Genomic DNA, 24,860 nt, shown 5'->3' with positions numbered 1-24,860 from the left:
GGCGCGGGCGCTGGCCTCGGCGGCGCGCTCGGCCGCGGCGGCGGCGCGCTCGGCGGCGGCAGCGGCGCGCTCCTCCGCGCTCGTGGGCGCGGCGGCGGGAGTGGAAGGCGCAGGCGTCTGGGCCTGCAGGGAGGTGGCAATCAACAGCGCGGCGGAAAGCATCCGGGTCTCCAGGTCTTGTCAGTGCCGGCGGACATGGACCTGGGGAGCAGGAGGCGACTGCCACACCCCGGGGCCGGCGTGAGCCCTTCCTGCTCCAAAGAGGGGCCGTGCTTCAATCCCTAATGTGCTTGATTCGGCCGTCCCTGCCTCACCGAGGAGGTCCACCCCCTTGAGTCCCGCCCGACTCCTGCTGCTGTCCGCCCTGCTGCTGCCGGCCCTGGCCTCCGCCCAGCGCGTCACCGTTCCGGTGGATGTGGGTGTGGGCCCCGCCGCCTTCCTCTTCTTCGGGCCCGTCTTCGAAGACCAGCCCATCCACACCGGGCTGAAAATCTCGGTGGACGCGGTGCTGGACCGGGAGTGGCTGCGCAAGAACGAGCGCGTCATCCCCAAGCGCTACCGGAAGCAGGCGCGCAGCGTGAGCGAGATTCGAATCTCGCCGTCCATCCTCATTCCGGACTCGCTCATCATCTCCCCCAAGCTGCGTGACACCGGCATGTACGGCGTCACCTGGAAGCCGCTGTCACTGGGCCTGCCGCTGTCCTCCAGTCCGGTGCGCCTGTCCGTGGGCGGCGGGCTGCTGCTGACGTATGCGTACCTGCACTCGGACACCCTGGACGACACGCACTTCGTTCGGCCCGGCGCGTCGTTGGGCGTGGACCTGGAGCTCCAGCTGGCCAAGAGCTTCCTCATCAGCGTGGGCTGGGAGTCCGCCCTCTACGTGCCGCAGGAGCTGGGAGGGCTCGGGTTTCCGGACCGGCTGCGCGACGGCATCTTCCACGTGGGCCAGGCGTACCTGCAGCTCCACTTCCGCTTCCCGTACACCACGCGGCTGTGAGCCGGGGCCCTGCTGCGTGCGGGAGCGGACGCGGCTAGCCTGCGCCGCCATGCACCTGGTCCTTGCCACCGAAGCGCAGAAGGCCGAGCGCGACCGCGTCACCCACGCCGCGTGGGGCTCTCCGCTCACCGTGGAGCAGTTCCACCAGCGGGAGCTGCGGCTGCGCGCCCACCCCTGGTGCCGCGAGGGCATGCGCACGTGGCTGCTGTGCGCGGATGACGGCCGCGTGCTGGCCTCGTGCGAGACGTTCCTCAACGAGAGCTGGCTGCGCGGCCCGGACGGCCAGCACGTGCGCGGCGACAGCTTCTCCATCGCCAGCGTCTTCACCGAGGAGGCCCTGCGCGGCCACGGCCATGCCACGCGGCTGATGGACCTGGTGGCCGCGGAGCTGGAGCGCACCTCGCCCCGGGGCCACGCCGCCGTGCTCTTCTCCGACGTGGGCGCCCCCCTCTACCGGCGCTCCGGCTACCACGAGACGCCCGCCTGGGACTGGCACCTGCCGTCCGGGGCCGCCGCGGTGCCCGCCTCCGTGACGCTGCTGGGGGACGTGGACGTGGCGGCGGCGCTGGGCCGGATGCGGCGGCCGGACGCCCCCTTCTTCCTCTGGCCGAGCCCCGAGCAGGTGGACTGGCACCTGGAGCGGGAGCGCATCTACGCGGAGGTGCTGCGCCGCCCCCGGCCCGAGGCGTGTGGCGCCCGGGTGGGCGACTCCACGGCCCTGTGGGCGATGATGGCCCGCTACGGCGAGCTGGTGGTGCTGATGCTGGACGCGCGCTCCGACGCGGAGGCCGCCGCGCTGGTGGAGACGGCCCGGGGCATGGCGCACCGGGCCGGGCTCGCGAAGGTGGTGCTGTGGGAGGAGCCGGGCACCGCCGACCGGGTCTCACGCCTGCCCGGGGCCATCCGCGTGGCGAGGGACGGCGCCCTGCCCATGGTGCGGCCCCTGCGCGCCGGGCTGCCGTCCGCTCCGGAAGTCCCCTTCCCTCGCGCGCTCTGGGTGTGAGCGCCGGATAGGATGGGGCCATGGCCAAGCGGACCCGCATCATCGAGGGCACCTGGAACTGCACGTCCTGTGACACCAAGGGCATTCCCGCGCGCCACAAGCTCTGCCCCAACTGCAACAACCCGCGCGAGGTGACGGGCAAGGAGTCGGAGTTCGACTTCGGCGGCGTGGACGCGAAGAGCGGCAAGTCCCTGCGCGAGGGCGTCACCGACCAGGCAGCGCTGGAAGTCGCCGCCGCGGGCGAGGACTGGTTCTGCGCGTACTGCGGCGCGGCCAACCGGGGAGACACGCCCCGCTGCAAGCAGTGCAGCGCGGAGCGCACCCCCGACGCGAAGGCGGCCCCGCTCCAGGCCTTCGATGCCCCCGCGCCGCCCCCCGCGCCCCCGCCGAAGCAGCCGATGGGGAAGAAGAAGTGGCTGGTGCTGGGGGCGCTGTTCTCCTGCTGCTTCAGCACGTGCCTCTTCGGCGTGTGGGCCGGCAGCACCAGCGAGCTGCCCGGCGAGGTGACGGGCACCGCGTGGAAGCGCGCCGTGGTGCAGGAGCGCTTCACGCCGGTGGCCAGGACGGGCTGGCGGGACGAGCTGAGCGCCACCGCGCCGCGCATGCCCGTCAACGGCGCCGGTGAGGTGGCGGGCGTGGTCAACGTCCGCGACTGCGTGTCGCGCCAGCGGGGCACGCGCAAGGTGGCGGATGGCACGGAGCGGGTGTGCCGGACGAAGTCTCGCAAGGTGGCGTGCGGCACGGAGGAGAAGTGCCGCCGCCGCGACAAGGGCAACGGCTTCGTCGAGGAGGTCTGCGAGGACGTGACGAAGTACTGCAGCGAGAGCTACGAGGACTGCCAGAACGAGACGCGCTACCGCACCGAGCCCGTCTTCTCGCAGCAGTGCACGTACGACACCTACGAGTGGAAGCCGGTGGACCGGCGCGAGGCCTCCGGCAGCGATGACCGGCCGCGCTGGCCGGAGCTGTCCGTCAGCGGCGTGGACCGGGTGCGCCGCGAGGAGACGTACTCGGTGAACATCCGCTACGAGGACGACGGGGTGAAGGAGCACGTGCTCGAGCCCAAGAGCGAGCAGGAGTTCCTGGGGTGGAAGAAGGGCCAGGGCGTCAACCTCACCGTGACGAACCTGGGGAAGGTGGAGAAGGTCGTCCCGCGTTGAGTCACCGAGCCCCGAGCTCCCCGAGGTTCCACACCCATGGAGTGCACCCGCTGTGGCGCCTGCTGCGTGGCGCCGGACATCGCCGCGCTGGACAAGCCGCTGGGCCTGCGCTGCCCGCACCTCACCGAGGACAACCTCTGCGGCGTGTACGAGCGGCGGCCGGACGTGTGCCGCTCCTACGAGGCGGATGAGCTCTGCCGCCTCATCGAGGCCCCCACGCTGGACGAGCGCGTGGGCAAGTACCTGGCCCTCTTCGAGCTCACCGCGGAGGCGGAGGCCGTGAAGCAGCAGGGCTGCCCCTCCATGCGGAGCGCCCGCCGCCTGGGGGCCGGGCGCCCGCCTTCCAGCTCCTGACAGCAGTCGCTGGCCCGGCGGGCTTGTCCCTTGTCCCCGCCGCGCGCGGGCGGTATCCCCGGGCCGTGCGATTCCAGCCGACCCAGCCCTTCATCCCCGCGCCCGGCCTGGCGAACGAGCATGCGCAGACCATCTACGCGTCGCTCGCGCGCCCCAGCCATGCGCCCACCGTGCGCCGGGAGCGCCGGGAGCTGACCGACGGGGACTTCGTCGATCTGGACTCCTTCGACGGTCCGCGCGGCGCGCCGCATGTGGTGGCGCTGCATGGCCTGGAGGGCTCGTCCCAGGCCGGCTACATCATCGCCATCCTCCGGGGCGCGGCGGAGCGGGGCTGGGGCGCCACCGCGCTCAACTTCCGCTCGTGCAGCGGCGAGCCCAACCGGCTGGCGCGCTCGTACCACTCGGGCGACATCGACGACGCGCTCACCGTGCTGCGCGAGGTGCGCGCCCGCGTCACCGGGCCCGTCTTCGCCGTGGGCTTCTCGCTGGGCGCCAACGTGCTGTGCCGCCTGCTGGAGGACCAGGGCGACGCCGCGCCCGTGGACGCCGCCGCCTCCGTCAGCGCGCCGTACGACTTGGACGCGTGCTGCCGGAAGCTCGACGGCGGCGGCCCCTTCCACCGGCTGTACCGGGAACGCTTCCTGCGCACGCTGAAGCAGAAGGCGCGCGAGAAGCTGCGCCGGTTCCCCGGTGTCTTCGACGGCCGCGCCATGGAGGCCGCCCGCACCATCCGCGCCTTCGACGACACCGTCACGGCCACCCTGCACGGCTTCCGCGACGCGGCCCACTACTACGCCGAGGCGTCGTCAGGCCCGCGTCTGCATGCCATCCGCCGCCCCACCCTCCTGCTGAGCGCCGCGGATGACCCGATGCTGGAGTCGCCCGTCATTCCCCCCGCAGCCACGCAGAACCCGCTGCTGAGCGTGGTGGTGACGGAGCGCGGTGGCCACGTGGGCTTCGTCGCGGGCCGCGTACACCGCCCGCACTTCTGGGCGGAGGCGCAGGTGCTGGAGTTCTTCGGCGCGGTCCGCGCCTAACCGAAGGACAGCAGGATGCCGAGCTTCGCGGTGGGCCGCACGCTGCGCACGCCCCAGGGCCGGGCCTCCGCGGGCGCCAGCGCGCCCCGGTAGGGCTCGTCCAGGTCCGCCATACCGGGCCCGTACAGCTCCATGCCGGTGATGCCGCCGCGGATGAAGAACGTGAGCCGCCCGGGCGTGTTCGCCTCGAAGCCCAGGAGCGCGCTCGCGTACGTGTAGCCCACGCGCTCGAAGGAAGGGCTGGGCAGCTGCGTCCGGTCGGCCAGCCGCCGCTCCAGGCCGCGCGCGTTCGCGGGCTCGGCATGGCCGAGCTCCAGCGTCAGCGCTGGCGTCAGCCAGCCTCGCATCGGCAGCAGCGTGAGCCCTGCCCTCGCACCACCGCGAATGCCGTTGTGCGTGCCTCCCAGGTGCAGGCGCACCACCTGCGTCGGCCGGAAGGACACCGAGAGCCCCGCGCCTTCCGGAATGCTCGCGTCCAGCATCAGCCCGAAGGGCGCGAGCCGCTCCGGGTCCTGCATCCGCTTCCGCATCTCGGCCGAGGGCGTCACTCCCGCCGCGAGCGCGACCTGCGCCGTCAACATCAGCCCCACCGCGGTGAGCGTGGACACTCCCCCCATGAACCGTCTCCCACCCCTCGCCGCCGTCACCGGACACGCCCCCATCCCCGAGGCCATCTCCGTCACTCCCGCTTGCCGCTCCCAGGTGGACCGTCCCCCGGCGCGAACCTGTTCCGCATCGGGAACCATCACCATCCTCCGCCCCCACCCTGGTTGTTGCGTTCGCCTGGAGCCGACACCGCCTCCAGGAGCCCCTTTTCCTCCCCCGACCCGCCGCCCGAACCCGGTGGGACGACTCCGGAAAGAGGCTGCCCCCTCCCCGTCACCGTCCACCGCTCCGCTCCACCAAGCTGTTCATCCCAGGTGATGCGGGCTCCGAGAGGTCCCCCTCCTCATCGGAGCCCGCCACCCTGCCTACCGCCCTGCCGACATGGACCCGCTGCGCTTCGCCCCCACGAAGCACTGCCTGTCCGCGCCGTCACTCCCCCCTGCCCTTCGAGGCCTGCCTCCCCCACTCCAGACACCGCCTCGAATCCGTCCCCGCCCCTTCGGTTCACGACGCGGCACGGCGCCCCCGCTCCCCCCGACTTCCCCATCCGCCGTACCGCGCCCCGTCCCGCTGCACAGGCCCATAGCATCCGCCGTGCCGAGCACTCGCGGCGCCCAAAAGACTTGTCATTTCATTGGGTTGCGCGGCATTTCCCCTGGGGTGGGGACACCGCGCCAGGGGGAAACCGGAAAAAACTCCGGCCCCCGGGGGTGACCGTCCTAACGTGCCGCGTGTCCGTTGCCGCTGAGGAGAATCCGCTTTGCGCCTGCCGGTCGCAGCTGCCCTGCTCGCCCTCGTCGCCTGCTCCCGCACGACAGAGGGCCCCACGCCCCGGTTGGTGGGTGTCATCAACCCGCGAACCCGCAACGTCACGCCCCCGCTCGTCTGCAACGCCCAGGGAGGCGAGCGAGGCTGGCGCATGGAAGTCTCGGGCGAGGCGTTCGCGCCCATGCCCGGCGACGTGCTCTCCGACGCGCCGATGGCGGCGCTTCCCGAGGTGACGCTGCGCGGCCCCACCACCCTCACGCTGGCGAGGGAGCGCGTCGCCTACGTGCGCCCGGAGCTGCTGTTGGTGGATCTGCCCACCCGGGACACCACCCCGCCGGCGGAGCTGCCCGAGGGGAGCTACTCGGTGGAGGTGACCAACCCCCTGGGAGGCACGGCCTCGCTGGCGGACGCGCTGGTGGTGGTGGCGCCGCCCACCCTGACGCGCGTGGTGCAGCCTCCGGGGGGCTACTCGTTCCTCGAGCCCAGCCCCCTCGTCATCGAGGGCACCCACTTCCGGACCAACACCTTCCCGGTCATCACCCTGCGCCGGACCGATGGCCCGCAGCAGACGCTGTTCGTCACCGCCGTGGTGTCCTCCACGCGCATCGAAACCGAGGTGCCTCCCGGCACCCCCGAGGGGCGCTACGACCTGGTGGTCACCAACCCCGAGGGCTGCGCCGCCACGCTGCCCCAGGCCCTGGACATCACCTACCCGAAGCTGGGCACGCTGACCGTGGAGCCACGCTCCGGGAGCGCGCTGACCAATCAGCCCATCACCCTCACCAACGCGCCCACGGGCAGCCAGCTCGGATTCTCCGGCGGCGTGCCGCGGCTGTTCCTGGTGGCCACCTTGAAGAAGGACCCGTTCTTCGAGCAGGAGATTCCCCTGCGTGACGTGACTTTCGTCTCGCCCACCCAGGTGACGGCGGTGGTCCCCACCTGCACCGGCTTCGAGGAGCCTCCCGCGACCGACCCGAAGTGCCCCGACGGCATCCGGTTCGGCGGCCCCTACGCCATCAAGGTCGTGGACACCAATGGCGCGGTGGGTGAGGTGCCCGCCTCCGCGGGCTTCACCGTCGTCAGCGACGAGGCCGAGGGACTCATGCCGGAAGGTGGAGCCCTCGAGCTGGCTCCCCCGCCTCACGGAGCGCCCGCACCATGAACGCCCTTGCCCTGCTCGCCGCGCTCACCGCGCTCGCCGCTTCCGAGCCTGCCTCGGAGCCTGCTGCCGAGCCCCGTCCCGAGGCCGTGTCCCAGCCCGTTTCCGAGCCCGCTCGGGCTCCCGAGCCGGCCGCGCGTGGCAGCGTCCTGCTCGCTCCGAAGGTGGGCTTCTTCAAGTCCACCACGCCGCTGAGCGGTGACCTCTACCTGGCCGCGGAGGTGGGCTACCTCACCCCGCTGCTGCAGCGGCGCCTGGCAGTGGTGCTGGAGGTGAACTACCACCGGCCAGAGATGCGCGGCACGCTGGAGGATCGGCAGCTCGGCGGCTTCGGCGCGCCACCGGATGGCACCTACGTGCTCGCCGTGCGCGAGGTGGCCTTCCTGCTGTCGGCGGTGTTCCGCTTCGAGCATGCGCTCGGCCCGCTCACGCCCTACGTGGGCGGCGGCCCCGGCCTGTACCTGCACCGCGCCACGGCGGACCTCTTCGGCACGGTGGCCTCGGAGAGCGACGGCGGGCTGGGCCTCCAGGCGCTGGCGGGACTGGAGCTGCCGATGGGCCCCGGTGGCCCCTTCGTGGAGGCGCACTACCACTTCGCACCGGTGGACTTCGTCACCACGGGAGAGGTGAACGCGGGCGGCTTCCTCGCGAGCGTGGGTTACCGCTTGCGCCTGTAGGGCCAGGCGCCGGGCTCGGCTTCCTGTGTCCGATGGGAAGAGAAGCCTCCGCAGCCAACGGACAGGGGGAACATTCCGCGAGGCGCGGGCTGCACGGCCCTCGTGCGGGATGGTAGGAACAAAGTGTGCCCAACGTCCTCATCGTGATTGTCGCGGCGGTCGTGGTGCTGGTGGGCCTCATCGCCTTCGCGGCGGGGGCGCTGGCCGCCAACCGCCTGGGCCGGCTGGTGCTGCTCGGCGGGCTCGGGTTGCTGCCGCTGGTCGTCACCGGGGCCGGTGTCACGATGGGCGTGCGCGAGTCGAGCCAGACGCAGTTCTGCGTGAGCTGCCACGAGATGGAGCCCTACGGGCAGAGCCTCTTCGTGGACAACGCCGAGTCACTCGCGGCGATGCACTACCAGAAGCGCCTCATCCCGCGAGACTCCACCTGCTACGCGTGCCACACCGACTACGCCCTCTTCGGTGACGCGAAGGCCAAGCTCAACGGCCTCCGTCACGTCTGGGTCCACTACTTCGGAACCATCCCGGAGCAGCCCAAGCTCTATCAGCCGTATCCCAACTACAACTGCCTGCACTGCCACGACGACGCGCGCGGCTACCTCGAGTCCGCATCCCACCGGGAGCTGCGGGCCGAGCTCCAGAGCGGACAGCGCTCCTGCCTCACCTGCCACACGCTCGCGCATGACATGGATGGTGTGAAGGCCCGGAAGTTCTGGCAGGCGGAGGCACCATGAGCCACGAGAAGCGCATCCGCGTCTCCGCCCTCTTCGTCCTGCTGGGCCTGCTGGTGCAGCTCTTCACCAGCCTCCACTGGACGCCACTGACCTTCGTCCTCTTCGCCAGCCTGGGCGTGCCCCTCGTCCTGCTGGGCGTGGGCCTCTACGTGTCCACCGTGTGGAAGATTCTCAAGGAGCAGAAGGCACTGTGAGCTCGGACTCCCCGGCCCCTCGACCCCCGGCACTCTCCGCACGGCGCAGCTTCCGCGGGTGGCTCGCGCTCCTCGGCGGCGCCCTCTTCGCCACGCCCATCCTCGCCTTCACCCTGCCCCAGGACGTGCGCATTCCGCCGGTGAAGGCGCGCCCCCAGCCCGTGCCCGCGCTGTTCTCGCACTGGTCGCACAACACGCAGCATTGCTACAGCTGCCACCCCGGAGTCTTCCCCCAGGCGCCGCTCGGCTTCACCCATCAGGACATGCGAGAGGGCCGCTTCTGTGGAAGCTGTCACGACGGCAAGAGCGCGAAGGCCGTGAGCGCGATGCGCTGCGAGGGGTGCCATGTCGCTCGCTAGCCCGCGCCTCGCGCCGCTCTGCGCACTCGCGCTCCTCATCGCCCTGCCGGCCCCGTCCCGGGCCCAGTCCCAGGAGGAGCGGCGCCGGCAGCTCCAGGAGCGGCTCGGCATCCGGCAGCCCGCGGCACCCACGACCGGGGCTCCCGACGCGGGGGTGGCCGAGCCGCCCGCGGCGCCCACTGCGCTCCCGGAGGCACCCGCGGAAGCGGCCGGGACGCCTGCGAAACGTCCTCCCGCCACGGCGCGGCCCCGCGTGCCGACCTTCGCGGAGGACGCGAAGCCCGTCCTCGAGAAGGCCTGCGCGAGCTGTCATCGCCCGGAGGGCGCGGCGGCGAAGTCCCGCTGGGTCCTTCGCGGAGAGCCCGGCGACTACGAGGCGACGTTGCGCTTCGTGAAGCGCGAGGACGCCGCCCAGAGCCCGCTCCTGAGGAAGGGCACCGGCGCGACGCTGCATGGCGGGAAGAAGTCGCTCGCGGCCGAGTCGCCCGAGTACACGACGCTGCTGCGCTGGATTGAAGGCGGCGCCGTGGCCGGCAGGCCGCAGGTGGCCGCGGCGCCGGTGCCCGCCAGCCCCACGGCCCCGGCTCCCGCGAGCAGCCCCGCCCAGGACGCGAAGCCACCAAGGCCCCCGTCCGCCTCCGCGCCCGTTCCCCCGGTGGCCCCTCCCGTGCCCTCGGAGCCCGCCGTCGCAACCTCCACGGCTCCGAGCTTCGACCCGAGCGTGCACGAGCTGCTGCTGTCCGGCTGCGCGAGCTGCCACGCGCCGGACGGAATGGCCGCCGCCAGCCGGTATCTGGCCCGTCCGGAAGCGCAGCAGCACTTCCAGTCGGCCGTGGCCCTGGTGACGCCGGGCGCCGCGCAGAAGAGCGTCCTCTTCGAGCGCGCTCGCGGAGAGGCCCACCCGGTGGGCGCCATCTGGGAGCCCGGGAGCGCGGAGCTGGCGCTCCTCGCCCGATGGATTGACGCCGGAGCTCCAGGGCCGGCCCCCGCGCCCGCCGAGGCGCCAGGCCTCCCGCCTCCGGTGGCCGCCGCGCCGGCGCCTGCGCCCACCAGCCCGCCCGCCGCCCCCGCGCCCCCCGCCGGGGCCCATGGGCATGGCGGCCTCTCGCTCGGGACGTACCCGCTGCTGGGCTCGCTGCGCCTGAACGGCCGCTTCGACCTCAACTACGAGCGCCTCGGCTACAACGACCATCCCTTCCAGGGGGAAGGCGTCAACGCGCTCCGCAGCTACCACCACTTCCTCTTCCTCACGCGCCAGTCCACCGAGGACCCGGTGACCCTCACCGTGGAGCTGCTCTCGCTGCAGTTCTGGGAGGTGGGCGCCCGACTCAGCCCGGAGTCCTGGCCGGTGACGGTCTCCGCGAAGCTCGGCAAGCTGCTCGTGCCCTTCGGTGGTGAGCCGCTCTACCACCACAATCATGGCGGCCATGCCGGCTTCGACCAGCGCGTCCTGCCGGTCATCTTCGCCCGGGAAGGCGTCGCGGTGAATGCGCAGCGCCGCGTGGGCGCCTTCCGGCTGTCGGCGGACGCGTACGCCATCGCCGGCTACCGGCTGCGCGAGGCCGCCTCCCTCATCAACCTCCAGTCGGACTTCGCGCCGCTCGAGGACGTGAAGTTCGGCTGGGGCGCGAGGCTCGCCGCCTCCTGGGGGCCCCTCAGCGTCTGGTACTCGCCCTATTACAACCGGCTCGGGTTCGGACGGAGGCTGTTCATGCAGTCCCTGGACGTGACGGCGTGGCGCCCGCGGGGCTACCGCTTCCTCGAGCACTTCTCGCTGAGCGCCGGGCTGCTGCGCGCGGACGTCTCCGGAGGCGCAGAGGAGGGGTATGGCGGTCCGGGTGCGGACTACTTCCACTTCGCCAGCTACGCGCTGCTGCGCTACCACCCCAACGACTGGCTCTACGTGCAGTACCGGCAGGGCCTGCGGACCTTCGGCAACCAGCGCGGAGTCATCCTGGACAGGACCGACCTCACCCGCCAGGACGGCTCGACCCACAACGTCGGCGTGGTCGCGCGGTGGCAGGGCCTGAGCGCGGGCCTCTACCACTACTGGAACATGGAAAAGGCCGATGAGACGCCGGACGACTTCACGCGACTGGTGGTGGCGTATGAGTTCTAGCCCTCGCCTGTCCGGAGCCACCGCGCTGCTCGCGGCGCTGTTCTGCCTGAGCGCCGGCTGTGCGGACTTCAGCCGCGGAGACCCGTCTCCAGACGCGGGCGCGCCCCCGCCGGGCCCTGGAGGCGGCGCGGACGGCGGAGCGGACGTCTCCTTCGCGGACGCAGTCCATCCGCTGCTCGTCTCCGGGTGTCAGAGCTGCCATCGCGCGGGAGGCGCCGCGGGGGACACCGGCCTCGTGCTGACTGGCGACGTGGAAGCCGACTACCTGCAAGCCACCTCCTCCATCGACGCCTCCAATCCGCCCGCGAGCCGCCTGCTGCGCAAGGCGGCGGGGGCCGGTCACGGCGGGGGCGCCATCTACCCGGATGGCACGCCCGAGTACCAAACCCTGCTGGCGTGGATCTCCAACGGAGCCCAACCATGAAGCCCTGCCTGTCACCCGCGAGGCCCCTTCCCCCGCGCCTGCTCGGCCTCATCCCCTGGATGCTGGTGCTGGCCGCCTGCGCCCAGCTGGAGTCCGACACGGCCGCCGTCACGACCGAGGGCCCCCACTCGGTCCTGGTGGGAGCGAGCATCCAGCTCACCGCCACCACGCGCGACGCGAAGGACCCGGGCTACACCTTCGAGAGCGAGAACCCGGCGCTGGCCACCGTGGACGCCACGGGCCTCGTCACGGGCGTGGCCGTGGGGGAGACGGCGGTGAAGGTCACCGGGACGAAGTCCCGCCTCACGGCGCGACACGTCGTCGTGGTGACGGCGCCCGTCGCCAGCCCCGACGGGGGTGTCCCGCCGGATCAGGTGCCCTTCTTCACCCGCTGGGCCGGCTCGCCCCACGCCGACGTCTCGGCCGAGGCCTTCTCCCACTGGAACGAGGAGGGCAGCGTGCCGACCGCGTGTGCGAAGTGTCACAGCACGGAGGGCTTCGTCGACTACCTCGGTGGGGACGGCACGGCCCCGGGCCAGGTGGAGACTCCGGGGCGCGTGCAGTCGGGGGTGCGCTGCGAGGCGTGCCACAACAGCGCGGCCTCCAGCCTGACGTCGGTCACCTTTCCCTCGGGCAAGGAGGTCAGCGGGCTCGGTGCCGAGGCCCGGTGCATGGTGTGCCACCAGGGACGCGCCGCGGGCCGGGACATCGACGCGCAGGTGGCCGACGCGGGCGTCTCGGGCGAGGACACCGCCAGCCCTGCCCTGGGCTTCACGAACATCCACTACTACCCCGCGGCGGCGACCCTCTTCGCGAGCCAGGCCGCCGGCGGCTACCAGTACACCGGGCAGGTCTACGACACGCGCTTCCGCCACGTGCCAGGCTTCGACAAGTGCAACGAGTGCCATGACCCGCACAGCACGCAGGTCCGCTGGGAGGCCTGCTCCACCTGTCACCCCGGCACGACGGACGTGACGAAGGCGTGGAACATCCGGCAGATTGCCTCGCGCAACCAGGACTACGACGGCGACGGCGACCGGGCGGAGGGCATCTACTTCGAGCTGCAGGGCCTGCGCGAGAAGCTGCTCGCGGCCATCCAGCGGTATGGCGCGGAGCGGGCCCAGCGCCTCTGCTACGGCAACGCCCATCCGTACTGGTTCAAGGACACCGACGGCGACGGGGCGTGCAGCCAGGCCGAGTCCGTGGCCACCAACCGCTTCGCGAGCTGGAGTCCGCGTCTCCAGAAGGCGGCGTACAACTACCAGCTGTCCAAGGTGGACCCGGGCGCGTTCGCGCACAATGCCAAGTACGTCATCCAGCTCCTGCACGACTCCACGCAGTCGTTGAACACCGCGCTGGCCGTTCCCTTCGACACGTCGCTGCTCGTCCGCAATGACCCCGGGCACTTCAACGGAGCGAGCAGGGCGGCGCGCAACTGGGACTCCAGCGAGACGGTCCAGGCGAGCTGCTCGCGCTGCCACAGCGGCGCGCAGGGCTACCGGTTCTTCGTCCAGTACGGGGTGGGCCAGTCCGTCCCGGAGACCGCCAATGGCCTCGAGTGCTTCACCTGCCACGAGAACTTCGAGCCGACGTACGACGTCTTCGTCCCTGCCCGGACCTGGCTCCCGGACAGCAAGACGGTGAACCTGCCCGGCCAGGACAACCTCTGCGCCAACTGCCACATCGGCCGCGCCTCGAAGGCCACCATCGACGCCGCGCTCGCGGCGGGAGGCGCGCTGCGCTTCCAGAACGTGCACTACATGCCCGCGGCCGGCACGCGCGAGGGGACGCTCGCGAAGATTGGCTACGAATACGCGGGGAAGACCTACGCCGGCCGGCTCACGCACACGGGCGGAGTGCAGTGCACGAGCTGCCACGTCCCGGGGAACAGCAACCATACCTTCCGTGTCGCGGACACCTGGAACCAGCGCTGTGAGAACTGCCATGCCGACCAGAGCGCCGCGGAGCAGATCCGCAGCGCCGCCCACCTGCTCGACTACGACGGCGATGGGAACACCACCGAGAGCCTGAAGGCGGAGGTGGAGGGCATGGCCGCGCGCCTGCTCGCGGCCATGCGGGCGGTGACGGGCAACGGCATCTGCTACGACGGGGAGGCCAACCCGTACTTCTTCAAGGACACGGACCAGAACGGCACGTGCAGCCCGGCCGAGGCCGTGTCGGCCAACGCGTTCGCCCCCTTCACGCCCGCCCTCGTGAAGGCGACCCACAACTACCAGCTGAGCAAGAAGGACCCCGGGGCGTGGGCCCACAACTTCAACTACGTCGGGCAGCTGCTCTTCGACAGTGTCGAGGATGTCAGCGGCGCGGCGCCCACCAACCTGGTCCGGCCGTGAAGCAGCACGCCTGACAGTGAGGGGCAGGGCCGGAGCGCGGCCCTGCTTTCAGAAGGAGCCCATCATCCCGCCGACGAGGTCGCCTCGCGGCGTGGCGCCCAGCATGGGTGTCATGCGCGGACCGGGGGAAGCACGCCGTGCCCTGCGATGGGAGACCTCGTAGCCGATGGCCGCGCCCACCACGGCGCCAATCGGCCCGGCGACTCCGAGGATGACGCCGTTGCCGAAGGCCATGGTGGGCATGGTCCCGATGACGCCGAGGCCCATTCCAATCGCCGCGCCCATGTAGGCAGCCCAGAGCTTCCCCTCTCCGCCCAGCAGGCTGCCCACGGCCCAGGCCCCGACGGGTGCGGTGCCCGCGACGCTGAGGAAGGTGACGAGGAACGAGGTGAGGATGCACATCCGGTCTGTCTCGCGAAGACAGCGGGTGCCGACGAGCGCCTCCACCATGACGGCGCTCCCCAGCGTCACCGCGCTGGCTCCCGCCACGTCGAGCACCGAGCGCAGCAGCGGCACCGCCAGCGGCTCCGGCGCCAGGTGCGCGGAGTACCGGGGCGCGGAGGAGGGAGGGAGCAGCCCCGGCCGCGAGGATGCATCAGAGGACTCCTCCATCGCGGAGTGACCAGGGAGGACCGCGGACTCCTCCGCCGGGAAGTGCGCGGGCGTCGAGTCGACGGCGGAGTCCTCCACGGAGTGCGGGGAGCTGTCAGGCACTGCCGCCTCGGAGTGGCCAGGTGGGTGGGAAGGCAGGGCCTCCCCCCAGGATGGAGTGGAGCTGTCAGGCACTGCCGCCTCGGAGTGGCCCAGCGACTCGGAGGGCAGCGCCTCCGCCGCGACGGGGACGAGTGCGGGAGACTCCGGGAACTCGACGGGAACAAGGAACTCGTCCCGCGGTGCGGGCGCCTCCGCCGCAGCGGCATCCCCCGGGTGCCCCTCGGGCAGCGCGGAGGCGGCGGACTCTCCGGGATAGCGATTGGGCTCGAACGGCGCTTCCGTCTGCTCGAGCGTGCTCGACGGGGCCGTCACGGACTCAGGGTACGCGTTCCACGCCTCGGACTGGGCGGAAGCCGCCAGTGCTCCTTCGCGCGCCTGCGCCCGACCGGCGTCGGAAAGGAGCATGAGGACCAGCAGCAGTGCCGTGGGGAGTGAAGCGCGCATGCCCACCAGCGTAGCCGCGCGGCTCCGCCCCCTCCTACTCCACCCGGCCGTGGCTCGAAGGCCCCTGAGTCACGCCTGCCTCACTGAGAGGAACGTGGCCCTCGTCGGAGCTCGCCTGCCGCACCCCGCTGTGCGGGCCGCGCGACACTGGCCGCGCGTCAGGCCTGTCCCACCGGAGTGCGGAGCACGCGGATGAGGTCCTGCGCGAGCAGGTCCTGCATGGCCTGCTTCAGCGAGCCGAGCATCTGGTGGAGCGCCTCGGCGGTGTCGCCATGGGCCTCGCGCACGGCCTCGTGGCGGCCGTCGAAGATGCGCAGCCGTCCGGGCACCAGCGCGATGACGGGCAGCACGGGATGCCGCTTGCGCAGCAGTCCGAGGAAGAGCGGGTGGTCCTCGTCCGGCCGGCGCAGGTCCACCACCACCACCGCTGGCGGCGTGGACGTAATCACGGCGAAGGCATCATCCGTGTCCCCCGTCGCGGACACGGCCAGCCCCGGCTCCTCGAGCATGCGCCGCAGCAGCTCGCGCGAGGGGTTGTGGGGGCTGACGATGAGGACTCGACGCATCTTCTGGAGAATCTAGCCCTTCCAGACGGCGATTGCGGCCCCCGCGAAGGCGACTGCCGAGCCCAGCACCCGGGCGAGCGTGGCCGGACGTCCTTCCACCATGGCATCCCACACGAGGCTGGTGGCGAGCTGCGCGGCCATCAGCAGCAGCGCGGACTGCACCGCGCCCAGCCGGCTGATGGCCGCCGGCATGCCCACGACGATGAGCACACCGCACAGGCCCGGCAGCAGATGCCAGGGCGTGAAGCCCTCGAAGAAGCGGCCCTGACCGGCGGCGGCCTGCGGCCAGAGGCCCGGCACCGCGCGCGCCACGGCGTACACCGCGAAGGTGGCCGTCGTTGCCACCACCATGTTCATGAGGACGGCGCCCAGCAGGCCCCACTGGCCCGCGAAGCGACGGTTGAGACCGGCCTGGGCCACCACGGCCAGGCCGCACAGCAGGGGAACGAGCGAGATGAGCCGCATGCGGCGCGCTGGGTACCGTGAACGCCCGGGCTCCGCAAGCCAGGCGTAGCGAAGGAGAGGGACCAGGGGGGCGGTCGGTGGACCTACCCTCCAGGTCTTTCTTGATGGTGGCGAAACGCGGGTTGCCGGGCTACGTCCCCTGCGCACCGATGGCCACCCCCACCGAGCTCCATTTCGACTGCGGCACCCTGGTGGCGCCCGTGCTGCCGGAGGACGCGCGCCTGCTCGCCCTCTTCCAGAAGGACGGGCGCACGGGCGTGTACCGCGCGCCGGCGTGGCACTACCGCGAGGTGGTGCTCCGGCTGCGCGAGCTGGGCCTGCCGTATGAGGACAAAGCGAAGCGCTTCGAGCCGCTGGAGCTGGCGCTCACCTCCCCCATCGAGCCCTTCCCGCACCAGCGCGCGGCGCTGGACGCGTGGACGCGCGCGGGAGGCCGGGGCCTGGTGGAGCTGCCCACCGGCGCGGGCAAGACGCTGATGGCGGTGCTGGCCATCGCCCACGTGAAGCGCCCCACCCTGGTGGTCGTCCCCACGCTGGACCTGATGGCGCAGTGGCAGGGGGTGCTGGCGCGCCACTTCTCCGTGCCGGTGGGGATGCTGGGCGGAGGCGTGAGTGACAGGCAGCCGCTGACGGTGACGACGTACGACTCGGCGGCGCTGCAGACGGAGTTCCACGGCAACCGCTTCGGCCTGCTGGTGTGCGACGAGTGCCACCACCTGCCGGCGCCCAGCTACCGCTTCGTGGCGGAGGGCTCGCTGGCCCCGTACCGGCTGGGCCTCACCGCGACGCTGGAGCGCACGGACGGCGGCGAGCGCATCTGCGAGGAGCTGCTGGGGCCGCGCGTGCACCGCTCGGACATCCGCGAGCTGCAGGGGGAGTACCTGGCGCCCTACGAGGTGAAGCGGGTGGAGGTGCCGCTGACGCCGGACGAGAAGGCGCGCTACGACACGGCGCGGGCGCTCTACGTGGGCTTCGTGCGGAGGCTGGGCGTGCAGCTCTCCTCGCCGGATGGGTGGGCGCGCTTCCTGGCGCAGAGCCAGCGCAGCGACGAGGGCCGCGCCGCGTACCGGGCCTACCGCGAGCAGCGCCGGATTGCCCTCACCTCCAGCGGCAAGCAGGAGGTGCTGTGGCGCATCCTCCTGGAGCACCGCGAGGACCGCGTCCTCGTCTTCACCGACGACAACGAGACGGTGTACACGCTGGCGCGGCGGCTGCTGCTGCCCGCCCTCACCCACCACACGCCGGTGCCGGAGAGAAAGGCGCTGCTGGCGGCCTTCGCGTCCGGCGAGCTGCCGGTGCTCCTCACCTCGCGCGTGCTGAACGAGGGCGTGGACGTGCCGGAGGCGCGCGTGGGCGTGGTGCTCAGCGGCAGTGGCAGCGTGCGCGAGCACGTGCAGCGGCTGGGACGAATCCTGCGCAAGCGCCCGGGGAAGCGGGCGCTGCTTTACGAGGTGTGCTCGGCGCAGACGGCGGAGAGCGGCATCAGCGAGCGGCGGCGCCAGCACGGCGCCTACCAGGAGGAGTCCTGACGTGCTGACACGCGACCTGCTCTCCTACCGCGTGCGCGAGGGCGTGCTGCGCCCCGCCTTCGTGAAGCGCGACGACAAGGCGCTGCTGGGGCTCGCCCAGGAGTTCCTGGCGGAGGTGGAGTCCTCGCGCGGCGGCAGGCGCGACGACGTGGAGGAGGCCCTGGCGCTGAAGGCCGGCGCCTTCACCCGGCCCAAGGTGGCGCGCGGGCTGGTGAAGCTGCTGGTGGACCGGCTGCTCTTCGACGAGCCCTCCCCCGGCGTGTCCGAGGCGCGCTGGGAGCGGCTGAAGGCCGCGGCCCTGCTGCTGCGCACGCTGCCCGCGGATGCGACGGTGGAGGCCTACGAGGCGCGGCTGGCGGCGTCCCTGCCCTCGCCGCTGCCCGAGGTGCGCGAGGCGCTGTACGCGGACCTGCCCGGCCACCGCCGGCTGGTGGGCTGGGACGGCGAGCCCGTCACCGCGCAGGGGCTGGTGGACCGGTACAACCTGGCGCTGGCGCAGGGCCCGCTGCTGACGGCGCGGCGCCTCACACTGCGGGCCCTCGCGCCGGAGCTGCTGCGGGTGCGCAAGGTGCTGCGGTGGCTGAAGTTCTGCCGGCTGGTGGCGGAGGTGCGGCACGTCGGCGAGGACTGGTCCCTGGAGGTGGAGGGCCCCGGTGCCATGCTGGCGCTGCAGAAGAAGTACGGGCTGCAGTTGGCGTCCTTCCTGTCCGTGGTGCCGGTGCTGGCGCGCTGGGAGCTGACGGCCACGGTGGAGACGGCGCGCAAGCAGGCCACGCTGGCGCTGAGCGACAAGGACCCGCTGCTGTCGCCGCTGCCGGCCTCGCTGGGGCACCTGCCGGAGGAGGTGGCGTCGCTGGCCCAGGGCTTCCAGGACGACGCGTGGGAGCTGGACCTCACGCCCCTGCCCCGGCACATGGGCGCCTCCGGGCTGTGCGTGCCGGACCTGACGTTCCGCCACCGCGAGTCGCGGCGGGAGGTGGCGCTGGAGCTGTTCCACGCGTGGCACGCGCGGCCGCTGGCGCGCAGGCTGGAGGAGCTGCGCTCACGGCCGGACGGCGGGCTGCTGCTGGGCGTGGACCGGGCGCTGGCGAAGGAGGCCGGGGAGCGCGAGGCGCTGGAGGCCCACCCGCAGGTGGTGCTCTTCCACGGCTTTCCTTCGGCGAAGCGGCTGCGTGAGCGGCTGGCGCGGCTGGGTGAGGAGGGAAGCAGGCGATGAGCGGCAGGCGGGCTTCAGCCGCCCTTGGGCTTGAACTGGGCGGCGAGCACGCTGAGGATGCGGATGGAGCTGCGGTCCAGCTGGCGGGCGCGGCGCATGAGGCGGCGCAGCTCGGCGGACTCGCCGTAGTCGCTGGGCGGCTCGGCCGCCCACTTCACCTCTTGAGACGGCTTGAGGCCCAGCGCCTCGTCGGCGGAGATGGAGAGCACCACGCACAGTCGTCGGAACGTCTGGATGCTCGGCAGCATGTGGCCGCGCTCCAGTCGGCCATAGACTTCGCTCGCGATGCCGATGCGCTCCGCGACGTCCGCCTGGGTCAGGTTCAGGCGGGTCCGTGCGAGGCGCGCTGCTCCTCCGAGCCGGGATGCGAGGGTCTTTTCCATGTTCGTTAACCTACCGGGTCCGCCTATGTCGATATGACTTGAGAGGTTGGCATCCAAGAACTTCCTGGGTAGTCTTAACGGCAAGTGACCTCGTGCATCAGGCCAACCGCACAGGTCATCCGGCGATGGGCGCGAAGAACATGCTGACCTTCCTGTTCGTAGACGAAGACCCTCGCTCTCTCGCGGCGCTGCGGCGTCTCGTGCGGGACCTGCCGGGGTGCAAGCGCTTCGCGCGGGGCGTGGCGGAGGCGCTCGCCCTCGTGCGGGAGGAGCCTCCCGCGGTGGTGGTGAGCGGTGACTTGTTGCCGGATGGTGACGGACTGGACCTGCTGGAGCAGGTGCGCGCGCGCTACCCGCGCACGGCGTGCGCGCTCCACACGGTGCGGCCTCCGCTGACGGCGCGGGCGCGCGGCATCACCTGGATGGACCGCGCCGCGCCCCCCGCGGAGGTGCATGCACTGCTGCGCGCACTGGGGGCGGGGGGGATGGGGAGCCCGGCGTGAGGCGTCGGGCCTGAGGGGATGACCTCGGCCGTCGACCGTTCCGGGCCGCTCCGCTCAGGGTGCGAGCTCGAAGAACTTGAGGACGGACAGCGTGTAGTCCTGGGACGACGTCAGAAGGCACAGCAGGGGCTGTCCTTCGACCTCGACCATGTTCACGGAGAGGAAGAACTCGTCAGGGCTGGCCCGGAGGACGACCTGCTGCTGGCTCCCGCCATGGTGGACGACCTCGTTCTCGAAGCACACGAAGAGGTGCTCGCCATGGTGGGTGGCATCAATGGCGCTCCCGTCCTGGGAGGCCAGCAGCGAGCGCCCCTCGCGAGGGATGTAGCCGATACGCTCTCCATCCTCCGAGAGGACATAGAAGCCCTGCCAGCCCGGATGCATCTTCGTCACGGTGAAGCCTGACAGCCCCCTGAGCGCTGCCCGGAAGTCCTGGGGCACAGCCTCCCGCTGCCACTCTTCCTTCACGGGCATGAAGCGGTCGTGTCCCACGTACCATTCGACCTGCTGGTGGTCCCACACATGAAGAGCCGGTGCGAACCAGCACAGCCCCGAGGGTGTCCCCATGTGGGACGAGAGCGCGACCCTGCGCATCGCCCCCTCCTGGAACTCCACCTCCAATGCGAAGGAGTCCTCTCTTCCGAAGAGACAGCAGCGGCTGCCATCGGGAGAAATGGCTCCCGACTCGATGGGGAAGCTCTCGATGGGCTCCGGGAAGGCGAACTCCCGCAGGACTTCGCCGGATGGACAGGAGACGACTCGCAGCCCCGTGTAGCCGGCATTCAGGACGAGCTCCGGCCGGGAGCCCCGGACCCAGACCTTGTAGACGTCATCCTGGAATTTCGCCTCTCGAAGAGGCTTCAACGACACCATGCTCGGTCCTTCCTCGTGGAGGGCGTCGCACCCCGGCTATCTCTCCAGCCTTCGACCGGGAACGATGGAGCCCGGCTTGAGCGCACCACACTGCGGGCAGATGGCTCCCATGTGGTGGCCCCGGCCATTGTAGGTCTCTATCTCCGCGCCCCTCCCCTTGTGGAGCGTGTCGAGATGCCGGTGCGAGCCATCCGGGAGTTGATAGACGCGGGCCCCCTTCACGACGAGGCTCGTTCGATTGAACAGCGTGAGCGGAGGCAGCGTCTCCGCGTCCTTCGGCCCCCGCGGCGGAGACAGATATGGGGGCGGCGGCCGGGTGTGGGGTTGGGGAGGATGCCGCAGACAGGGCACTTCTCCGGCTCATCCTTGCACTTCGTCCGGGTACAGGCGACGTCGGTGGGCACAGCTGCTCAGCGACAATTACTCCTCCTCCAGCGAGCACGACGCCTCCCGCAGGTGGAGCGTCACCGCCAACGGGCACGTACCGGCTGCGAATTCCGGCGGCGCACTCCATCCACGCGGCGCTTCGATGCCACAGCTTGCTCGTTCTTCTTGTGCGTATCGACGGCGCTCGCGAGCATCTTCATTTCCTTGAGAAGTTGCGGCCATGCGGCATGCACCGCCCCTCTAATGACACGTCACGCAACCGCACGAATCTCCAGCCCTTGAAAGGCTCCGTCCGAAGACCGACACCATTTCTTTCCACGAAGTCGCGGAAGCTCAGCCGGTTCGATGGCCAGAGACCGATGTTGAACTCGAACGTCGTCGGGATTGGCTTCTCTGGATCCTTGGTGATTGTCATTGGACAAATCATCCAGACAGACCTTGCGCGCCATACACACATTCCACACTGCACTCGGGGTTCCAGCCTATACCAAACGAATGGCAAGCGGCCTGATCCCTTGCACCAAGGCACAAATTCCCCATGCCCACGGCGGCCCGACCTGTCCTCCGAGCTTCGCCGGTGGGCCAGCGCGGAAATGGTAGCATCGCCCGACGAGCGGGAGGAGCCATGGACTGGAAGACGGCAGGACGATGGGCACTGACGGCCGCTACGCTGGCGGGCTGCTCCCAGACGTTCGGCGAGGGTGGCACGCTCGACCGTGCCCTGGATAAGGACCAGAAGAACCAGCTGGACACCAGCCGTTCGAGCCCTCTCTACCGCAGATACTGTTCACGCGGCCGGCAGGACACGGCGCTGTGCCACTGGGCCATGGCGAACCCCGAGGAAGCCGCAGCGCAGATGGCCGAGGAAGAAGAATGAGCACGCGCGCTGTCGCTGGCACGGTCATCGGACTGCTGCTGCCAGTGCCGCTGGTGGTGCTGCTGCTCAGCGCGGGGAGCGACCCTCGGCAGCGCCTCGCGCCGGAAGCCACGTTCATCAGCCCCGTCCTCGAGTTCGAGGAGAAGATGCGCCTGCAGACGTACTACCGGAACTGCCGTGACAATTCAGAGTGCGAGCTGCCGCTGAGCTGCCTGTCCGACACGCGAAGGCGGTTGACCTTGTGTACCGACAGCCAGTGCACGACGGACCCACAGTGCCCGGCGGGAGAGGTGTGCCGGAGCGTGGGGTCCGTGGGCGGAGGACGGCTGGTGCGACTGTGCATTCCGGTGGGCGTGCGCCAGGAAGGGGAGCCATGCTGGGACACCCCCACGACCCGGCAGACCGCATGTGGACCTGACCTGCTGTGCGGCGGAGAGGGTTGGTGCGGACGGCCCTGCGCGAGGGAAGCCACGCAGGGCTGTCCCGAGGGCTTCTTCTGCGCGGACGTGGCGCCCGAGCCACTGTGCCTTCCAACGTGTGCGGACCGGAGCTGCCCGGAGGGGCAGCACTGCGTGCGGCACGAGGACGGGGCCTCGGCGTGCGCCGTCGTGTACGGCGCCAACTGCCAGGATGACGCCACCTGCACGCAATGCGACGTGGCCACATTCCCCCAGGCCCCAGGGGAGACGTGGATGGAGTGTGTCCGGCGATGCGGCGGGGACCGTCCACCCGCCTGCCCCGAGGGAAGCGCCTGCGGCATGTTGCAATGCCGGCCGACCTGCGACGCCGCGATTCCCGACTCCTGTGGAAAGGGGTTCTACTGCGCGCGCGCCTATGGGGACCGCCCCCCTGTGTGCATGCCGGCGTGGATGAAGCTCAAGGATTGACTCCCACCCGCGAGGCTCGAGCTCAGGCCAGGCCCTGACAGATGCCGGAAACCCGCTCCCTGCGGGAGACCTCAGTGCCCTTCCAGGTACAGAGAAAACTCGCATGGGGGTTCTGGTTGGCGTTGAGGGCGCAGTTGTCGACCGCAGCCTGGCAGGAGCTGTTGTCGGTGATAATGAATTTGTGAGAACCGCAGATGTAGCCCTCACACCTGCCTGTTCCGGGAATGGCCTGGCTGCGTATTCCGGCGATGGTGAGCACCCATTCCGGACCAGCCCGCCCACGAGATGCGCAACGAGATTTTCGCTAGTGAGCATGCGGTGTTGGCCGTGATGTAAGGGCGTTCACGTGTCCCGCGTCTTCCTGCGTCGCCGGCTGGTGTTGCAGACGTGATGAGAGCTTTCTTCGGGTCTTTCGTGACCAGGAGAGCTGCCATGAAGCGACCTCCAGGGATGCAAGAGAGTCCCGCCGCGACCGTCGAGACGCCATCTCACCCGATGCTCGCATTGCCGACATGGCTTCCCGAGGCCGTGCTCCTGCTGAAGCACTGGCGGGACAGCGGGCTCCTTCATGCGCTGCAAACGAAGGTGCTGGTGCCGCGTGGGCGGATGGGCCACTTCGAGGTGTGCGACTTCGTGCTCGTGCTGCTCGCCTACACCGTCAGCGGCGAGCGCACGCTGGCGGCGCTGTTCACCGCGATGACGCCATGCGCTGCCGCACTCGCCGCGCTCTGGCAACGCGAGCGACTGCCTTCGCGCGCGGCCCTCAGCCGCTTTCTCGCCGCCGTTCCCGCGAGCGCACTTGAGGCCCTGCGCGCGATGCTCTTCCACAACTTGTGTGCCCACGGGCTCACCGCCAGCCGCACGGGCGGCCTCATCGACCGGGCGGGCCACCGGCAGCTCGTCTTCGACATCGACGGCACGCGCCAGGTCGCGCGGCAACGCCAGGTCGTCTCCACGGCGGCGCATCCCCCGGTACGCCGCCGCCTCGTCCCGCTCTGCGCACCGGGTTACGCCGGGCGCAAGCGTGGCGAGGTGACGCGCACGCGCACGGTCATCCAGCAGGCGCATACCCACGAGTGGCTTGGCACGTTCGGCCACCCCGGCAACGGCGAGGCCTTCGTGGAACTCGAACGCTCATGCGCTGCGATTGTCGCCTATCTCCACGCCCGCGGCCTGCCGCCCACCGCCGGAGTCCTGCGGCTCGACGGCCTCTACGGTTTCGCACGCTACGCGTGGGCGATGAGTCAGGCGGGTCTCGGGTACGTGGTGCGCTGCTGTGACTACCGATTGCTCGAAATGCCTGAGGTCCAAGCGCAGCTGGGCACGCCGAGCACGCTGCGCTTCGTGCAGCCGGAGACGGGCACGCTGCGGACGGTCTACGACGTTGGAGTCGTCGCATGGACGGCGGGTGCGGACCCCACGCTACGGGTCCCCACTCGGCTCGTCGTCACTGCGTCCCCTGCGCCCGAGGCTGGCGCTCCGGCGGTCGGCCATCGCGCTGGCGACGTCGTCTACGAGCTATTCGCGACCGACCGAACGGCACCCGGCTGGAGCGCGCTCGATGTGCTCACGCTCTACGCAGCACGCGGCGGTTTCGAGCAGACACTCGCCGAAGAGGACCGGGAGCAGCACGCAGACCGCTGGTGCAGTGGCCAGGCTCACGGTCAGGAGCTGTGGCAAGTGCTTTGCCAGTGGGTTTGGAACCAGCGACTGAGGCTCGGCGTCGCGGCGCAGGCCCCCAACGTGCGTCGCACGCTCTGGGCGCCCGCTGCAACCGCGCCCACGCCCGACGCCGAAGAGGTGGCTGAGGCATCGGCCGCGCTCGTGACGGTCGACGTGCGGGCAGACGCTACCCACTCCCCAGTCGGTGAGGTCCTCGCGTCGGCGGAACCCGAACCCACGCCCGAGCCCATCGCGGCACCGACGCCGCGGCTCTCCCCGGTAGCGCCCCCTTCCGCTGCGACCGCCGTCCAGCCCTTCGGCCAGGTCGCACCCGCCTCGGGACGCGGACGGGGTCGCTTCGGCGGGAGCGATTTCACGTGGCAGGCGGATGGAACGCTGCGGTGTCCCG

25 protein-coding genes and 1 pseudogene are annotated in these 24,860 nt (G+C 71.1%); 19 read left to right on the top strand and 7 right to left on the bottom strand.

Going from position 1 to position 24,860, the window contains the following annotated elements; genetic code table 11:
* The first annotated feature begins 331 nt into the window (after positions 1 to 331).
* The 5 genes from LXT23_RS49250 to LXT23_RS49230 all read left to right on the top strand — a co-directional run bounded on the left by LXT23_RS49250 (position 332) and on the right by LXT23_RS49230 (position 4,551).
* Complete coding sequence (locus LXT23_RS49250) at positions 332 to 997, top strand: hypothetical protein (protein ID WP_253987514.1); 666 nt, start codon at positions 332 to 334, stop codon at positions 995 to 997.
* Between the two features lie 49 nt (positions 998 to 1,046).
* Complete coding sequence (locus LXT23_RS49245; protein ID WP_253987513.1) at positions 1,047 to 2,000, top strand: GNAT family N-acetyltransferase; 954 nt, start codon at positions 1,047 to 1,049, stop codon at positions 1,998 to 2,000.
* Between the two features lie 20 nt (positions 2,001 to 2,020).
* Positions 2,021 to 3,160, top strand: coding sequence for a hypothetical protein (locus LXT23_RS49240; RefSeq protein WP_253987512.1), 1,140 nt, complete (start codon positions 2,021 to 2,023; stop codon positions 3,158 to 3,160).
* Positions 3,161 to 3,196: 36 nt separating this feature from the next.
* Positions 3,197 to 3,514, top strand: a complete 318-nt coding sequence (locus LXT23_RS49235; RefSeq protein WP_253987511.1) for a YkgJ family cysteine cluster protein — start codon at positions 3,197 to 3,199, stop codon at positions 3,512 to 3,514.
* A 65-nt stretch (positions 3,515 to 3,579) separates the two neighbouring features.
* On the top strand, positions 3,580 to 4,551 hold the full coding sequence (locus tag LXT23_RS49230; protein WP_253987510.1) for a hydrolase: 972 nt from the start codon (positions 3,580 to 3,582) through the stop codon (positions 4,549 to 4,551).
* On the opposite strand, the gene LXT23_RS49225 is transcribed toward LXT23_RS49230, so the two are convergent.
* Positions 4,548 to 5,168, bottom strand: coding sequence for a hypothetical protein (locus LXT23_RS49225; protein WP_253987509.1), 621 nt, complete (start codon positions 5,166 to 5,168; stop codon positions 4,548 to 4,550). The two genes, LXT23_RS49230 and LXT23_RS49225, sit on opposite strands and share 4 nt — an antisense overlap.
* Before the next feature lie 749 nt (positions 5,169 to 5,917).
* Here LXT23_RS49225 and LXT23_RS49220 point away from each other — a divergent pair.
* The 8 genes from LXT23_RS49220 (at position 5,918) to LXT23_RS49185 (ending at position 13,945) form a co-directional block, all read left to right on the top strand.
* Positions 5,918 to 7,087, top strand: a complete 1,170-nt coding sequence (locus LXT23_RS49220) for a hypothetical protein (protein ID WP_253987508.1) — start codon at positions 5,918 to 5,920, stop codon at positions 7,085 to 7,087.
* Positions 7,084 to 7,761, top strand: coding sequence for a hypothetical protein (locus LXT23_RS49215; RefSeq protein WP_253987507.1), 678 nt, complete (start codon positions 7,084 to 7,086; stop codon positions 7,759 to 7,761). Before LXT23_RS49220 ends, LXT23_RS49215 begins: the two co-directional genes overlap by 4 nt.
* A 125-nt stretch (positions 7,762 to 7,886) precedes the next feature.
* Positions 7,887 to 8,495 carry a NapC/NirT family cytochrome c gene (locus tag LXT23_RS49210; protein WP_253987506.1) on the top strand — a complete coding sequence of 203 codons (609 nt, stop codon included), beginning with the start codon at positions 7,887 to 7,889 and terminating at the stop codon, positions 8,493 to 8,495.
* Positions 8,492 to 8,689, top strand: coding sequence for a hypothetical protein (locus tag LXT23_RS49205; protein WP_253987505.1), 198 nt, complete (start codon positions 8,492 to 8,494; stop codon positions 8,687 to 8,689). The genes LXT23_RS49210 and LXT23_RS49205 overlap by 4 nt, the downstream gene beginning before the upstream one ends.
* On the top strand, positions 8,686 to 9,048 hold the full coding sequence (locus LXT23_RS50585) for a c(7)-type cytochrome triheme domain-containing protein (protein WP_253987504.1): 363 nt from the start codon (positions 8,686 to 8,688) through the stop codon (positions 9,046 to 9,048). The genes LXT23_RS49205 and LXT23_RS50585 overlap by 4 nt, the downstream gene beginning before the upstream one ends.
* The gene (locus LXT23_RS49195; RefSeq protein ID WP_253987503.1) at positions 9,035 to 11,167 is read left to right on the top strand and encodes a hypothetical protein; all 2,133 of its coding nucleotides are present in this window, start codon (positions 9,035 to 9,037) and stop codon (positions 11,165 to 11,167) included. The genes LXT23_RS50585 and LXT23_RS49195 overlap by 14 nt, the downstream gene beginning before the upstream one ends.
* On the top strand, positions 11,157 to 11,591 hold the full coding sequence (locus tag LXT23_RS49190; protein ID WP_253987502.1) for a hypothetical protein: 435 nt from the start codon (positions 11,157 to 11,159) through the stop codon (positions 11,589 to 11,591). The genes LXT23_RS49195 and LXT23_RS49190 overlap by 11 nt, the downstream gene beginning before the upstream one ends.
* Complete coding sequence (locus tag LXT23_RS49185; RefSeq protein ID WP_253987501.1) at positions 11,588 to 13,945, top strand: Ig-like domain-containing protein; 2,358 nt, start codon at positions 11,588 to 11,590, stop codon at positions 13,943 to 13,945. The genes LXT23_RS49190 and LXT23_RS49185 overlap by 4 nt, the downstream gene beginning before the upstream one ends.
* A 48-nt stretch (positions 13,946 to 13,993) precedes the next feature.
* Here LXT23_RS49185 and LXT23_RS49180 read toward each other — a convergent pair whose 3' ends face one another.
* From LXT23_RS49180 to LXT23_RS49170, 3 genes are all read right to left on the bottom strand, one after another.
* A complete protein-coding gene (locus LXT23_RS49180; RefSeq protein ID WP_253987500.1) occupies positions 13,994 to 15,103 on the bottom strand; it encodes a hypothetical protein in 1,110 nt (369 codons plus the stop codon).
* A gap of 158 nt (positions 15,104 to 15,261) precedes the next feature.
* Positions 15,262 to 15,669 (bottom strand): response regulator, encoded by a 408-nt coding sequence (locus LXT23_RS49175; protein WP_253987499.1) that lies wholly within the window; start codon positions 15,667 to 15,669, stop codon positions 15,262 to 15,264.
* A gap of 12 nt (positions 15,670 to 15,681) precedes the next feature.
* Positions 15,682 to 16,134: a DMT family transporter gene (locus LXT23_RS49170; RefSeq protein WP_253987498.1), complete on the bottom strand. Its 453-nt coding sequence runs from the start codon at positions 16,132 to 16,134 to the stop codon at positions 15,682 to 15,684.
* A 149-nt stretch (positions 16,135 to 16,283) separates the two neighbouring features.
* Here LXT23_RS49170 and LXT23_RS49165 point away from each other — a divergent pair, with 149 nt between their 5' ends.
* Entirely contained in the window at positions 16,284 to 17,663 is a 1,380-nt protein-coding gene (locus tag LXT23_RS49165) for a DEAD/DEAH box helicase (RefSeq protein WP_323379181.1), read from the top strand.
* Between the two features lies 1 nt (position 17,664).
* Complete coding sequence (locus LXT23_RS49160) at positions 17,665 to 18,879, top strand: DUF790 family protein (RefSeq protein WP_253987496.1); 1,215 nt, start codon at positions 17,665 to 17,667, stop codon at positions 18,877 to 18,879.
* Positions 18,880 to 18,893: 14 nt separating this feature from the next.
* On the opposite strand, the gene LXT23_RS49155 is transcribed toward LXT23_RS49160, so the two are convergent.
* Complete coding sequence (locus tag LXT23_RS49155; protein WP_253987495.1) at positions 18,894 to 19,262, bottom strand: helix-turn-helix transcriptional regulator; 369 nt, start codon at positions 19,260 to 19,262, stop codon at positions 18,894 to 18,896.
* 125 nt (positions 19,263 to 19,387) lie between these two features.
* Here LXT23_RS49155 and LXT23_RS49150 point away from each other — a divergent pair, with 125 nt between their 5' ends.
* A complete protein-coding gene (locus tag LXT23_RS49150) occupies positions 19,388 to 19,765 on the top strand; it encodes a response regulator (RefSeq protein ID WP_253987494.1) in 378 nt (125 codons plus the stop codon).
* 54 nt (positions 19,766 to 19,819) lie between these two features.
* Here the strand turns inward: LXT23_RS49150 and LXT23_RS49145 are convergent, their stop codons facing one another.
* Both LXT23_RS49145 and LXT23_RS49140 read right to left on the bottom strand, forming a co-directional pair.
* A complete protein-coding gene (locus LXT23_RS49145) occupies positions 19,820 to 20,638 on the bottom strand; it encodes a hypothetical protein (protein ID WP_253987493.1) in 819 nt (272 codons plus the stop codon).
* A 36-nt stretch (positions 20,639 to 20,674) separates the two neighbouring features.
* Positions 20,675 to 20,989, bottom strand: coding sequence for a hypothetical protein (locus LXT23_RS49140; RefSeq protein WP_253987492.1), 315 nt, complete (start codon positions 20,987 to 20,989; stop codon positions 20,675 to 20,677).
* Positions 20,990 to 21,650: 661 nt separating this feature from the next.
* On the opposite strand from LXT23_RS49140, the gene LXT23_RS49135 reads away from it, so the two are divergent.
* The 3 genes and pseudogenes from LXT23_RS49135 to LXT23_RS49125 all read left to right on the top strand — a co-directional run.
* Positions 21,651 to 21,902 carry a hypothetical protein gene (locus LXT23_RS49135; protein ID WP_253987491.1) on the top strand — a complete coding sequence of 84 codons (252 nt, stop codon included), beginning with the start codon at positions 21,651 to 21,653 and terminating at the stop codon, positions 21,900 to 21,902.
* Positions 21,899 to 22,789, top strand: coding sequence for a hypothetical protein (locus LXT23_RS49130; RefSeq protein WP_253987490.1), 891 nt, complete (start codon positions 21,899 to 21,901; stop codon positions 22,787 to 22,789). The genes LXT23_RS49135 and LXT23_RS49130 overlap by 4 nt, the downstream gene beginning before the upstream one ends.
* A 432-nt stretch (positions 22,790 to 23,221) precedes the next feature.
* Positions 23,222 to 24,860, top strand: a pseudogene (locus LXT23_RS49125) (hypothetical protein); the annotation flags it as partial.

It is taken from the genome of Pyxidicoccus xibeiensis (assembly GCF_024198175.1).
Lineage (GTDB): Bacteria > Myxococcota > Myxococcia > Myxococcales > Myxococcaceae > Myxococcus > Myxococcus xibeiensis.
The sequence above is the reverse complement of the archived record's forward strand: the minus strand, read 5'-3'. Positions and strand labels throughout refer to the sequence as shown.